The organism is Photorhabdus australis DSM 17609 (assembly GCF_000711895.1).
Taxonomy (GTDB): domain Bacteria; phylum Pseudomonadota; class Gammaproteobacteria; order Enterobacterales; family Enterobacteriaceae; genus Photorhabdus; species Photorhabdus australis.
Genome location: NZ_JONO01000005.1, coordinates 34,749 through 48,042, shown reverse-complemented (window position 1 = coordinate 48,042; position 13,294 = coordinate 34,749). Strand labels below are relative to the sequence as shown.

15 protein-coding genes and 1 other RNA gene are annotated in these 13,294 nt (G+C 40.9%); 6 read left to right on the top strand and 10 right to left on the bottom strand.

Annotation, left to right across the window (positions count from 1 at the left end; genetic code table 11):
- The first annotated feature begins 216 nt into the window (after positions 1–216).
- Together elbB and mtgA are read left to right on the top strand one after the other, a co-directional pair.
- Positions 217–870 carry an isoprenoid biosynthesis glyoxalase ElbB gene (elbB, locus tag BO26_RS02030; protein WP_036768388.1) on the top strand — a complete coding sequence of 218 codons (654 nt, stop codon included), beginning with the start codon at positions 217–219 and terminating at the stop codon, positions 868–870.
- A gap of 4 nt (positions 871–874) precedes the next feature.
- Positions 875–1,612 carry a monofunctional biosynthetic peptidoglycan transglycosylase gene (gene mtgA / locus BO26_RS02025; protein WP_036768387.1) on the top strand — a complete coding sequence of 246 codons (738 nt, stop codon included), beginning with the start codon at positions 875–877 and terminating at the stop codon, positions 1,610–1,612.
- Between the two features lie 118 nt (positions 1,613–1,730).
- Here mtgA and dolP read toward each other — a convergent pair whose 3' ends face one another.
- The 4 genes from dolP to BO26_RS02005 form a co-directional block, all read right to left on the bottom strand.
- Positions 1,731–2,306, bottom strand: a complete 576-nt coding sequence (gene dolP / locus BO26_RS02020) for a division/outer membrane stress-associated lipid-binding lipoprotein (RefSeq protein WP_036768386.1) — start codon at positions 2,304–2,306, stop codon at positions 1,731–1,733.
- Positions 2,307–2,316: 10 nt separating this feature from the next.
- Positions 2,317–2,907: a DnaA initiator-associating protein DiaA gene (diaA, locus tag BO26_RS02015; RefSeq protein WP_036768385.1), complete on the bottom strand. Its 591-nt coding sequence runs from the start codon at positions 2,905–2,907 to the stop codon at positions 2,317–2,319.
- Between the two features lie 24 nt (positions 2,908–2,931).
- A complete protein-coding gene (locus BO26_RS02010; protein ID WP_036768500.1) occupies positions 2,932–3,312 on the bottom strand; it encodes a YraN family protein in 381 nt (126 codons plus the stop codon).
- A 67-nt stretch (positions 3,313–3,379) separates the two neighbouring features.
- Positions 3,380–5,125 (bottom strand): penicillin-binding protein activator, encoded by a 1,746-nt coding sequence (locus tag BO26_RS02005; RefSeq protein WP_036768384.1) that lies wholly within the window; start codon positions 5,123–5,125, stop codon positions 3,380–3,382.
- Positions 5,126–5,188: 63 nt separating this feature from the next.
- Here BO26_RS02005 and rsmI point away from each other — a divergent pair, with 63 nt between their 5' ends.
- The gene (gene rsmI / locus BO26_RS02000) at positions 5,189–6,055 is read left to right on the top strand and encodes a 16S rRNA (cytidine(1402)-2'-O)-methyltransferase (RefSeq protein ID WP_036768383.1); all 867 of its coding nucleotides are present in this window, start codon (positions 5,189–5,191) and stop codon (positions 6,053–6,055) included.
- A gap of 77 nt (positions 6,056–6,132) precedes the next feature.
- Positions 6,133–6,508, top strand: an RNA gene (gene rnpB / locus BO26_RS21455) — RNase P RNA component class A.
- 43 nt (positions 6,509–6,551) lie between these two features.
- On the opposite strand, the gene BO26_RS01995 is transcribed toward rnpB, so the two are convergent.
- Complete coding sequence (locus BO26_RS01995) at positions 6,552–7,253, bottom strand: pirin family protein (RefSeq protein ID WP_036768382.1); 702 nt, start codon at positions 7,251–7,253, stop codon at positions 6,552–6,554.
- A 108-nt stretch (positions 7,254–7,361) separates the two neighbouring features.
- Between BO26_RS01995 and BO26_RS01990 the strand changes: the two genes are divergently transcribed.
- Positions 7,362–8,258, top strand: coding sequence for a LysR family transcriptional regulator (locus BO26_RS01990; RefSeq protein ID WP_036768381.1), 897 nt, complete (start codon positions 7,362–7,364; stop codon positions 8,256–8,258).
- A gap of 852 nt (positions 8,259–9,110) precedes the next feature.
- Here the strand turns inward: BO26_RS01990 and BO26_RS01985 are convergent.
- The 5 genes from BO26_RS01985 to BO26_RS01965 all read right to left on the bottom strand — a co-directional run bounded on the left by BO26_RS01985 (position 9,111) and on the right by BO26_RS01965 (position 11,552).
- Entirely contained in the window at positions 9,111–9,506 is a 396-nt protein-coding gene (locus BO26_RS01985) for a DoxX family protein (RefSeq protein ID WP_036768380.1), read from the bottom strand.
- Between the two features lie 217 nt (positions 9,507–9,723).
- Complete coding sequence (locus tag BO26_RS01980; protein ID WP_036768379.1) at positions 9,724–9,984, bottom strand: YqjK-like family protein; 261 nt, start codon at positions 9,982–9,984, stop codon at positions 9,724–9,726.
- The gene (locus BO26_RS01975) at positions 9,977–10,378 is read right to left on the bottom strand and encodes a phage holin family protein (protein ID WP_036768378.1); all 402 of its coding nucleotides are present in this window, start codon (positions 10,376–10,378) and stop codon (positions 9,977–9,979) included. The genes BO26_RS01980 and BO26_RS01975 overlap by 8 nt, the downstream gene beginning before the upstream one ends.
- Positions 10,379–10,380: 2 nt before the next feature.
- Positions 10,381–10,686, bottom strand: a complete 306-nt coding sequence (locus BO26_RS01970) for an ElaB/YgaM/YqjD family protein (protein WP_110882646.1) — start codon at positions 10,684–10,686, stop codon at positions 10,381–10,383.
- Between the two features lie 194 nt (positions 10,687–10,880).
- Entirely contained in the window at positions 10,881–11,552 is a 672-nt protein-coding gene (locus tag BO26_RS01965) for a DedA family protein (protein WP_036768376.1), read from the bottom strand.
- 682 nt (positions 11,553–12,234) lie between these two features.
- Between BO26_RS01965 and BO26_RS01960 the strand changes: the two genes are divergently transcribed.
- Positions 12,235–13,197, top strand: a complete 963-nt coding sequence (locus tag BO26_RS01960; protein ID WP_036768375.1) for a TerC family protein — start codon at positions 12,235–12,237, stop codon at positions 13,195–13,197.
- Positions 13,198–13,294 lie beyond the last annotated feature (97 nt).

Genomic DNA, 13,294 nt, shown 5'->3' with positions numbered 1-13,294 from the left:
AGGTTGGGGTGCGCGAATACCAGGGAAAACTTTTTACCCGCCTATCTGATACATATTTGTTGGGGCGAGTAAATGAGGAATTCTCCGTACATCATACAAGTACCAACATAGCAAAGATAAGATTTTTTGTTACAAGATTCATTAAAATCTGTGATGAAGATTGGTGTTTGACCCCCTAAAGGGTTAAGCAATAATCTACTACAAATGGAGAGAGGTATGAAATCAGTTGCGGTTGTCTTAAGTGGATGTGGTGTATTTGATGGCAGTGAAATTCATGAGTCAGTATTAACTATGCTTTCTTTAGACCGTTTAGGTGTTAAGACGAGTTTTTTGTCACCTGATCAGCCACAACTTCATGTTATTAATCATATTGGCGGCGAAGAAGTTGGTGAAAAACGTAATGTCTTACAGGAATCTGCACGTATTTCAAGAGGAAAAATTAAGCCTTTGTCACAGGCAAATGCAGATGAATTTGATGCCCTGATCATTCCTGGGGGATTTGGTGTTGTAAAGAATTTATGTGACTTTGCGGTTAAAGAAGTTGACTGCGAAATAAATAAGGATTTGTTAAGTTTAGTGAGGGCTATGCATAAGCAACATAAACCAATGGGGTTTATGTGTATTGCTCCTGTTATGTTGCCAAAGCTACTTAATAAACCGGTGAAATTAACTATTGGTCATGATCCCAATACTGTTGCCCAAATAGAGAAAATGGGAGGAATACACGTAGCTTGTAAAGTAGATGAGATTGTTGTTGATTTAGAAAATAAAATTGTTACAACTCCAGCCTATATGCTTGCTGAATCTATCTCTCAAGCAGAGGCAGGAATTAATAAACTTGTCAGAAAAGTATTGGAAATGACTGAGTAACCGGGTGAGAAACTCTTTTCAATTTTTATGGCGCTGGTTTAAAAAAATCGTAATTTCAGTCATTATCTTATGGATAGTTTCTGTTGGGGCGTTTTCATTTTTGCCAGTGCCATTTTCTATGGTTATGGTTGAACGTCAGGTTAGTGCTTGGTTATCAGTTAATCTTTCTTATGTTTCTCGTTCTGTCTGGATAGAGCAAGAGCAAATCTCGCCAAATATCGCATTAGCTGTTATTGCTGCGGAAGATCAAAAATTTCCTCAGCATTGGGGATTTGACTTGGATGCTATCGAAAAGGCACTTGAGCATAATAAAAATGACCTTGGAAGACTTCGAGGGGCTTCAACGATTTCTCAGCAAACAGCTAAAAATTTATTTTTATGGGATGGGCGTAGCTGGCTGAGGAAAGGATTGGAAGCAGTGATGACTTTTGCCATTGAGTTGGGATGGACAAAAAGTAGGATTCTCACGGTTTATCTTAATATTGCAGAATTTGGTGATGGTATTTTTGGTGTTGAAGAAGCATCCATACATTATTTCCATAAATCGGCTAGTAAGTTGACAATGTCAGAAGCGGCCTTACTTGCAGCAGTATTACCTAACCCACATCGTTATAAAGTTAGTGCACCTTCGGCTTATGTTTTACAGCGTCAACAATGGATTTTACGGCAAATGCGGTTGTTAGGGGGAGTGAGCTATCTTAAGAAAAATGAGTTAATGAAAAATAATTCAGGGAAGAAGTAGAAGATCACCAGGTTTGACGCAGATATCGATGGAAAAGCGCAAAATACCCGCGCCATAATGGCAGGCGCGGCTTAATACGTTTGGGGATAGCTTATTATGCTGTCACTTTCAGTAATACTTAATTTAGATAAGTGAATGCAGTTGTTACCCGTTTTACTCCGTCAGTTTCGCTGGCAATTTTTGCTGCGGCGTTGCCTTCTTGCTTAGTCAGAATTCCCAGTAAAAAGACTTCGCTGTTTTCTGTAACGACTTTTATGTTGGAAGATTTAACCGAGTCACTCGCCAGAATTTTTGAACGTACCTTGGTGGTGATCCAAGTATCTTTAGATGCAGTACCCAATTCAACAGGTTTACCCTGACGAATTTCATTGTAAATAACCTGCGCTCCGTTAACACGTGATGCGATTTGTTTAGCACGGTCTGAAAGGCTGGAATCTGGGCTTTGGCCTGTCAGCAAAACTTTCCCTTGATAGGCAGTAGTAATAATTCGAGTTTGTTCCTTGAGTTGTTTGTCTTCGTTAAGCGCATTACTCACACGTGCTTCCAGAGTGCCATCATCGACTTGCTGACCGATAGTGCGGGGATCAGTTGCCGTTTTGGTTGCTACGGCGGCGGAACCTATTACCGCAGCACCAATACATCCTTGTAACATTACAGCGGCACAAACCATAGTTAAGAGGGAGAAAAATCGCATGATTGGTTCCTTAGTCATCCTGATGGGGAAAGAGAGTATTGTCGATTAAGTCACATAGGCAGTTAACTGTCAGCATATGAACTTCCTGAATTCTGGTGCTGCGATGCGATGGAATACGAATTTCCACATCCTGCGGCCCTAGTAAGCCAGCAAGTTCACCGCCATCGTAGCCAGTTAGGGCGACAATCGTCATATCGCGGTTTACAGCAGCTTCGACAGCTTTAACAACGTCACGGCTATTACCATGAGTGGAGATAGCTAATAACACATCGCCTTGCTGACCTAATGCTCGAACCTGTTTAGCATAAATTTCATCATGCTGTTTACTGCTTAAAATCGCAGTTATCACCACATTATCTGCGTTAAGGGATAATGCAGGAAGACTTGGACGTTCAGTCTCAAACCGGTTGATCATATTGGCTGCAAACCGCTGTGCCGTTGCGGCTGAACCACCGTTGCCACAGCAAAGGATTTTATTACCATTGAGTAATGACTCAACCATCGTCATTGCAGCACGAGAGATAGCATCAGGTAATGCTTCCGCAGCTGCAATCTGAGTTTGAATACTTTCCGTAAAACAGACTTTAATTCTATCCAGCACGTTTATAACCTACTCAGTATCATTTTAACGAGTGAACTCATTTTGATTGAAGGCATTTGGCAACCACTCAAATCTTTGACCAGTAATAGCACAAATATCAAAGCGACAAGAAGTAGTTTCAAAACATTCGCCTCGTTGACACAGCCACACTGCGGCGGCGTGTAATAATTTTTTACGCTTACTAAGGGTAATGGTCGACAGTGCATCGCCATGTTGTTCTAGTTTGCGAAAGCGGACTTCAATAAAGACCCAAGTCTGCTTGTCTTTCATGATCAGATCAATTTCACCACCATGCACTTTGACATTCGCGGCGATAAAAGATAGCCCTTGTTTTTGTAAGAATAACTTTGCCTGCGTTTCATAGCTGCGTCCCAGCAAATAACTTGTCGGCTTTTTTATTTTCATTTTCATCTTGAAATGAATTGCTTGAATTTAAATGCCGCTTGGTAACCAGCGGCAATCAACTATTAAATTAAAGGGTAATGATTTGACCACGATGATACTGCATCCATGGGAGTTGTCGCAAAATTGTACAATTCTCCTGAACAGATAGCATACCGGAAGCACCATTGAGATGGAAATCACTTTGCAGTTGAATCTGATTGAACTGATTTGCTAGTGACCAGGCATCAATACCCATAGCGTAAAGGCGCATCAGCGAGTAATCGTTCGCAAACTTACCGGCTGCTTGCTGCATCAGTGGCAGGTTAGCTCCCGCTATTAATGGAATGTCGCTAAATTGCATTCCTTCCATTTCCAGACGGAAATCAGGACCGGCACCTGCTTGATTACTTCGAGAGCTTGAATATAGAGCAGGCTTATTGCGGGAACTGGTTGCCATATCAATCATTGGTTTAATCAGAGTCAGTTCATCCAAAGTAGAAACAATATAAACGGCATCTACTGCACCATTAGAGGTGGAAACTGCATCTGTATTTATCTGGGGAATTTCCAGGCTACCAAGGGTAGTTGGCATCGGTTGGTTGTTTGCTACATTAACGCCAACGGCTGTTCCGGTCAGGCGAATACCAATACCTTTGTTAATTGATTGTTTCAGTTCGGCAGAAGAGCCAAAGGTTTGTTGCAAAACAGTATGACCTCCTTGTTTTTGCCATTCCTCCGCAAATGCTTTGGCAATTCGGTCACCAAAGCTACTACGAGGAACCAATATCAGAGGATTCCGTTTTTGCTGCTGCCAAATATGCTCTGCGGCATTTTTTGCTTCATCTTCCGGCGATAAAGAGAAATAACAGATATTGGGCTGAGGAGGGGCATTATCTAATTCGTTCAGCACCAGCATATTCAGTGGGGTATTAAGCTGAACCAATTTAACCACGTCGGGCTTAAGTAACGGCCCAACAACTAAATTCACGCCGTCTTGTTCAGCTTGAATTAATAAATTTTCTAGTGGTTGACTTGCAGTGTCGTAGATTTTGACTTGTTGCGTGTTAACCGGTGTAGTTGCTATGGCAGGTGTTGGCTGAACGGTTGGTACAGTTGATTCAGTTGGTGTAGTTACATTTGACGTCGCATTATTAGGCATCGTTTCATCTGGAGTGTCATTGCTGTTAACTATCAATAAGCTTGCCGGATTCTCTGTTGGTATTGATGGGCTTGGTAAACCGGCTTGAGCATCAAGAAAACCTTGACGGATTGCTTCACCAAATACTTTTGCGTGACCACTTAATGGTAGGAACAGTGCAATACGGGCATTGGTGCCTGGTAATTGGATAGCTTCCTGTTGTAATTGGATTGGAAGTGATTGTGCCGCGGGATTTTGCGGATAACGAATTTTCCAGTCACGGATAGCGGCCTGTAGTTTGTCGGAGTCCTGTTTGTTATCCTGATAGGTACTGAGTAAGTCTAGCCAGCCTTGCAGAACATTTTCATCAGCGTTGATGACTAACCCACGGCTATCTTGCGGAGAAAGGCGGGTGAGTATCTGCCAGGTATCATCAATATTTTTTTGATGAGCAGCATTATCTTTCAGAAGTGGTTCCTGAGCGATATAAGCACGGATGACATCAAGAGAAGGTTCGCCATTGGCAGCATCAATGATGGATTGATAATGGGCGATTTCTGTACTGACTTTGTCCAGAGTTTGCGAAGGTTGTTGCCCTTGTTGGTCAGGCATGGTACACCCTGCGATGATCATAACTGCCAGCATAGCTGAACAGACTAAACCAGTTTTGATACGCACAAAAATTGAGGAAAGCATACTGTATCCAGCGATGTTTTTTTCAAAGATGCTCAATTTTAAATCGGTCATTCGGATGAAACAATGAATCAACCCAATCGAGCAGTGGTTACGACATCCACGCTATATGTTGTACCAACCCCCATTGGAAACCTGGGCGATATTACTCAGCGTGCGCTTGAAGTTCTTGAGCATGTCGATTTGATTGCGGCAGAAGATACGCGACATACGGGCTTGTTGCTTCAACATTTTGCCATTAATGCGCGCATGTTCGCACTTCATGATCATAATGAACAGCAGAAAGCAGATCAATTAATTACAAAACTTCAGCAGGGGCAGAGTATTGCATTAGTTTCTGATGCGGGAACTCCATTGATTAATGACCCTGGTTATCATGTTGTTCGCCGTTGTCGTGAAGCAGGCATTCATGTTGTCCCTCTTCCAGGTCCTTGCGCAGCTATAACCGCATTGTCTGCTGCTGGTTTGCCATCTGATCGTTTCTGTTATGAAGGGTTCTTACCCGCTAAGAGTAAAAGCCGTAAGGATACTTTACGGGCTTTGGAACAAGAATCGCGTACTTTAATTTTTTATGAGTCTACTCATCGTCTGATCGAGGGTTTGGAAGATATGGTTGAAGTGTGGGGGGCTGAACGCTATGTCGTTTTGGCGCGGGAACTGACAAAAACCTGGGAATCAATTCAGGGAATGCCGGCAGGTGAGCTTCTGGCATGGATTAAAGAAGATGAAACCCGCCGTCGTGGTGAAATGGTATTAATTGTCGAAGGTTATAAAAAAATTGCGGATGATGCTTTACCTCCAGAGGCATTAAGAACGCTGGAACTTCTTCAGCAAGAACTGCCGCTGAAAAAAGCGGCTGCATTGGCAGCAGAGATTCATGGAGTAAAGAAAAATGCACTTTATCGTCATGCCGTAGGACAGAATGAAGAATAGTGATAGTTGTTGATAAACAAGACAGATAATCAGTAAACATCTATACATAATCAGACAAACCTCTTATAATCCGCGGCGGAGTTGACCAGACAATCGCTGCTTTATCATTATCCTTTGGATGGTAGGTAGAGGAGAGGAAAGTCCGGGCTCCATAGGGCAGGGTGCCAGATAACGTCTGGGAGGTGAAAGCCTACGACTAGTGCAACAGAGAGCAAACCGCCGATGGCCTACTTGTTGTAGGATCAGGTAAGGGTGAAAGGGTGTGGTAAGAGCGCACCGCGCGACTGGTAACAGTTCGTGGCACGGTAAACTCCACCCGGAGCAAGGCCAAATAGGGGTTCATTAGGTACGGCCCGTATCGAACCCGGGTAGGCTGCTTGAGCCAGTGCGCAAGTACTGGCCTAGATGAATGGTTGTCCACGACAGAACCCGGCTTATCGGTCAACTTCACGAATTTAGCCCTATCAGGTTGTTACCTGGTGGGGCTTTTACTTTTTCAGCCTGACAGATCAATGAGTAAACCCTGAAATTCAGTATCGGCTTTTAAAGTCAGACGATTTTCTTCGTGAATAAAAGCGCCATCTCCACATTTAATCAAAGCGTTATCCTTCGAATTACCTTTTATTTTTATGTTCCCATTTAGAGATTGCAGATAAGCATTTTTTCCTTTTAATTGCAGATAATGAGATTGATTTTTATTAAGAGAAATATGATTGACCCAAACTTGCTGGCGTAATTGCATACTGCCATCTTCTGCGGTTGGAGAGGCCAGCATAGTTAATGTCTGATCTGATAATCTCATCCGCTGTAATGGTAAATGTTCCTGCTGAGGGACGGCAGTTAGCCAAAGTTGTAAGCGGGTTAGTGGCTTATTAGCACTGATATTATGTTCACTGTAGCTAATACCCTGACGAGTAGAAAACAGCAAGCATTCTCCCTTGTAAGCTCTGATATGATTGCCTTCACTGTCGCGATATTCTGCCTCCCCTTGTAGAATAATATTCAATATATCTACATGTGGGTAAGATTTAGGCTGAAAAGAGGCTTTTGGTGCGATAGTTTCCTGATTAAGCACGCGTAGAGCGCCATAGCCTAAAAATTTCGGATCAAAATAGTGACCAAATGAAAATGTATAACGAGCTTGTAGCCAACCATAATCAGCTTTTCCACATTGCTTTGCTTCTCTGCTTATAATCATGATAGCGATTACCTTAAAAAACACACACTAAAATAGTAATTATCTGGACGGCGAAATGTTAGCCAGTTAATCTGGTCACCATATTCAAATTTCCTGATTGAGAAAAATATGAGCAAAGAACGAGCGCTTACACTGGAATCTCTACGGGTCATGGATGCTATTGACCGGCGGGGAAGTTTTGCTGCGGCAGCTGATGAACTTGGTCGAGTTCCTTCTGCTCTTAGCTATACGATGCAAAAGCTAGAAGATGAGTTGGATGTGGTGCTATTTGACCGTTCGGGTCATAGAACTAAATTCACCAATGTTGGCCGTATGTTACTTGAGCGTGGACGTCAATTACTTGAGGCTGCGGATAAATTAACCGCTGATGCAGAAGCATTAGCGCGGGGTTGGGAAACACATCTGACAATCGTTTGTGAGGCGCTGGTTCCGGCATCTTCATTGTTTCCTCTAGTGGGCAAACTTGCCCAGAAATCGAATACCCAGCTCTCTTTATTGACTGAGGTTTTGGCTGGTTCGTGGGAGAGACTGGAAACTGGCCGGGCGGATATTGTTATTGCGCCAGATATGCATTTCCGCGCATCGGCAGAAATTAACTCGCGTCATCTTTACAGCATTACTAATGTATATGTAGCTAGCCCTGAGCATCCTATTCACCAAGAACCAGAGCCTTTGTCTGATGTGACGCGAGTGAAGTACCGTGGTATTGCTGTGGCAGATACAGCAAGGGAGCGCCCGGTATTGACGGTTCAGTTGTTAGATAAGCAGCAGCGTTTGACGGTCAGTTCTCTGGAAGATAAACGTCGAGCTCTCTTAGCTGGCTTGGGGGTGGCGACCATGCCTTATTCTATGGTGGAACAAGATATTGCTGCTGGTCGTTTGCGGGTGATTAGTTCTGAATACAGTCAGGACGCAAATATTATTATGGCATGGCGACGAGACAGTATGGGGGAAGCGAAATCCTGGTGTTTGCGGGAAATCCCTAAGTTATTTGCTAGTCGGTAAATAGCAGCTATGTAAGCGATAGGATTATGATGTCTTCTTAAGAAGATTGCAAAGTGGCTCACAGAATTGGTGAGCCATTCTTGCTCATTTATTAAATTTACATTTAGGAAATATTTCTGAGTTTCTTATTAACTATTTTATTAATAATTTATATTTATTTCGTCTTTAATATAATTATCTTAAAGGAATAAATTAAATGCATTCTATATTCTTTCTATAATATCAGTAAATTAATTTTTTGATTTTTTTATAAATGAGAATTTAAATGGAAAAATAATTATTCATTTTATTGTATTGTGGCTTAATTGCCATTTTGTTAACTTATTAATATTAATCGTGATAAAGTAGGGGAGTTAGATAAGATAGGGTAGCAAACGGACTTTCTCTGTATGAATGTTATTTTTAAATTTCCACTTTATTCCCTTTATTTAACTTGCTTTATTTATACTATAAAATGATGTTATTTATTTTAAAATAACTCATTAAGTGTTTTATACCCTAATATCTTATGTAGGCGATTGCTCAATTTATTTATGATGAATCTTATTTCTTGTTTTGTCTCTGGCGAAAAGTCTTTTTCCTTTGCAAGGTATTGTTAAATAAGTCAATTATTGGTTTTATTGACCCCTCGTTCCCAGGGCATGTCAGAGGGTGTAAAATAAGCTTGCGTTCTTTATAACTGAGTTATCCATTTATATTTAGAAAATGCTTGTCCATTTTTTCAAAAAGTGGGATAGCTATTTATCCTGAAAAAAATAACTATCTCACCTGGCGGAATCACTATAATTCAATAAAAATTGAGTCTATGGATTAAAGTAAGCCGAAAGATTTTCCAGATCTCTCGGCAGGATATTACCAATTTCTATTTATCAGTCGGTCGATACTAAATTTACCTGGGCCGGTGATAGCCAGTAACAGATAGCCGCCACCAATAGTCAGGTTCTTTAGAAACATAGTCTGGTTCATGCCTTCAGTAAAATTGCTGTGGAAAAGAACGGCAGTCAGAATACAGAAACCAAAAGTAAATAAGGCGGTGGTACGCGTCAAGAAACCAAACAGAACTGCCAGGCCGCCACCCAGTTCAAGTAAAATCGTCAGTGGTAATAGGAAGCCTGGAACGCCCATAGCACTCATATATTGTTGAGTACCCGCGTAGGAATCACCTAATTTCCCATAGCCTGCAATGATAAACAGGATTGGCATTAAAATACGGGCTACTAGCAGAGCACTGTCTTCAAACTTTTTCATTAACAACTCCAGATGTACAGTAAATCACAATGGTTTATTTGATGATTAACTTGTACCAACTTGAAATAGTACAATTTGCTAATCATTAGCGGATAGAATGCATACTAAAGAGAGATGAATTTAGTTGTAAGCAAGGATTATTAACAATTTTATACAAAGTTTTTGAATGTATGCAACCAGAGTGATCATCAATGAAGTATATTATGAAAAATTATTACTATTTCCATTTCAATGCCCGAATGATGTGGTGTGCCAAACGATAAAATTCCACTGGGTGGCGAAGGCCATATAAGGAAATGACACTGACTCCAATTTGGAGATAAGGTTTTAATGACAAAAGCTTTTGCCAGCTTTTGTCATAAGGTTCGGTGAGATTTTTCCAGAGTTGTGCGTTGTTGGAGAGTTCAAGCCGTTGCTGTTGGATATTTCTGAGTAGATGCTGTTTTTTTAGTCTCCTTTTCTGGCCCAGTTTACTCATTGTTGTTATCCTCCAGCATTTCTCTATCAATCCTTAATTGCTCTCGAGTTGCGCTAAGTAAGGTTGAGCTTCGCGCTTTTCTGATAGTCCATATGAGGCCAATAAGAGCCAGAAGAAATAAAGTTCCCGTGGTGCTAACCAATACAGTAAAGCGCCAGGTGGGATCGATGACCCAAAGAATCATCACAAGCAGACACATCAGGCCGAAAGCGGTAAATAGCAGTGTCAGACTAGCAATGACTATCAGTTGTATCAGAGTTGCTTTCTCTTTTTCCAACTCTACAACGATCAATTGTAAACGAGTCTCTACTATCTCGATAACGGTAGTGGCAATGCGTTGAAGAATATCAAGGACCCCTTTACCGGGGCCTTGAGATTTGGATGAATTACTCATACTTAGCGTTTAGCTAACAATACACCTAATACGGCACCGATGGCTGTACCAATACCGATGCTTGTCCATGGCTTATCGTGAACGTAGTCATCAGCACGAACTGCCATATCTTTTGTTTGCTTAACGATCATATCACCGGCACTACCGAGCTTAGAGCGAGTATCTTTGATTACTTCTTCTACTTTGCCACGAAGTTCTTCCAGTTCGACTTTTGATTTATCGCCGGAATTTTTGATCACTTCTTCCAATGTATCCGCCAGTGATTTTAGTTCAACATGTAAATCTTCAGTAGTTTTGTTCTGCATCATATAGGCTACTCCTCGTATAAGATATGGATATTTAACTTACGTTAGTTGCTTTTCCTGGTTGTGGAAAAGGCTATCATTAAATATAGCTTATATTTTGGAAGATGAATGAAAAACATTAGCGTTATTTCACTATTCTGCTGCAAACAATACAATTGTCTGCAACAGAGAGAAATTTTCTATTTTTTTAGAATTAACTACTTTTTTTGAGGGGAATGGCACATTTTTTTGCGCCATACAACTAACAAACTGCCGCTAAAACCAATAATAAGTAAAGCAAGTGGTAGCAATATCAAGAAATTCATTACCAGATCTTCATACTGACGGAAAATGGGGGTTTTACCGAGTGCATAGCCCAGAGAGGTAAGGATAACTACCCATAGGAGGCCACTGAGCCAGTTAAAAAGCTGGAATCGACTATTTTGTAGGCCCGTCAGACCGGCAAGTGTTGGTAATAAGGTTCTTACAAATGCAAGGAAACGTCCGATAAGCAAAGCAGACAGGCCGTGGCGGTGAAAAAGACTGTAAGCTCTTTGGTGATAATGGGCTGGAAGGTGAGAGAGCCAGCCTTGTACTATCTTGGTATTTCCTAACCATTTCCCTTGAAGGTAACCGACCCAGCAACCTAAGCTCGCTCCGGCAGTTAATATTGCAATTGTTACAGGGAAACTCATTGCCCCTTTGGCGATTAATACTCCAACTAATATAAGCAGGCTGTCTCCAGGTAAAAATGCCGCGGGAAGCAGGCCACTTTCAAGGAATAGAATCAAGAATAGCATGATATAAATGGCCCATAGTAAGGATGGGTTGGCCAGAGTTTCATAATCTTGGTGCCAAAGTGCATATATAAGTTCTTTTACTATTTCCATCAGGTGTTCCTAAAATGCCTTTATTCATTCATCCTGAAAGCATGAGGCTAAGCTGATTAAATTTTAGTTATTTGGCCGGTTGTAATGCCTTTCCAATCCTTTGAAAGAGGAAAATGACGTGCCTGCAACACTGTAACAAAATCAGGGGGGACTAAACAGAAAATTTTGGTGATCAATTGAACATTGATTGTAATGGAATAATAAACAGGTCGGATGAGATTAGCTTGCTAGATTCCTTATTTAAACTAATTGCTATTTTTTCTGCTGTTTTAACCTGTTTTTTTGTAGTTTGTGTCATTCTACCCATTTATATATTTAATGATTACTGATTTCTGTTTACAGATATGATGCATGTAACTTATTTATTTAACTTTTTTAATCTTTATGGTTATAAGTTAATATTTTTTTTATGATTGATTCTTGTGTGAGTTTGATTTATTTTCCACTGTAGCAAAGGGGAGTAACTTCCTTAGCCGGTTTATCGTCATTACGATGCAATAGCATCCGGTAGCCGGGCAACCTTGAATTTATACCTGGTGGTGCATTTTCTGTGTTGTAAGTGAGACCTTGCCAGAAGGCGAGGTTGCTTGCAATACATTCATCTCCATAACGCGAGAAAGAAATATAGCAACGGCTGGCGTCTTCTGAGACTTCAGCCGTTTTTGTTTGTGAGAGGAAGAAAATGAACTCAGTGGGTAATGCTGTCTTATGGGGAAGTTTTGCTGTTTTAATAACAGTTATGTTGCTGCTGGATCTATTCTTACAGGGACGCAAGAAAGAGCAGATAATGTCATTCCGTCAGGCTGCTGTCTGGAGCGTAATTTGGGTAAGTTTATCGCTCTTATTTGCATTAGGGTTGTGGTGGTATTTCCGAGAAACTTTGGGGGAAACTGTCGCCAATAGTCAGGTAATGGCTTTTCTTACGGGGTATTTGCTTGAAAAGGCACTTGCGGTTGATAATGTGTTCGTCTGGCTGATGTTATTCAGTTATTTTGCCATTCCGGTAAATTTGCAACGTCGAGTGCTTATTTATGGTGTTTTAGGCGCCATTGTGCTGCGTACTGTGATGATCTTTGCGGGGAGTTGGCTGGTTTCTCAATTTAGCTGGATACTCTATCTGTTTGGCCTCTTTCTGTTGGTAACGGGTGTTAAGATGGCGTTGGCAAAAGGGGATGATTCCCCAGTAGAGGATAAGCCTTTTGTCCGCTGGTTAAGATTGCATATTCGTATGACTGATAGTCTTCATGGTGAACGTTTTTTTGTTAAAGAAAATGGTTTGTTGTATGCAACTCCATTGATCCTGGTCCTGATTCTGGTTGAAATTAGTGATGTTATTTTTGCGGTAGACAGTATTCCTGCTATTTTTGCTGTGACAACAGATCCCTTTCTTATTTTGACTTCTAACCTTTTCGCTATCTTAGGATTACGTGCAATGTATTTCCTGCTGGCAGGTGTGGCAGAGAAATTCACGATGTTGAAATATGGTTTGTCAGTTATTTTGGTATTTATTGGTATTAAGATGTTGATAATGGATGTTTATCATATTCCTATGACGATTTCTCTAGGAACTATAGCGGGTATTTTGACTGTAACAATGATTATTAACATTTGGATAAATAAGAGTAAAGCTAAAAAGTTCTACTAAACAAACAACTCTTTTTTAATAGGAAACCATATCTTTCTGAGAAGAAGGATATGGTTTTTCTGTTTAAATTGCTGAAAAAGGGTGAAACATAAAAACA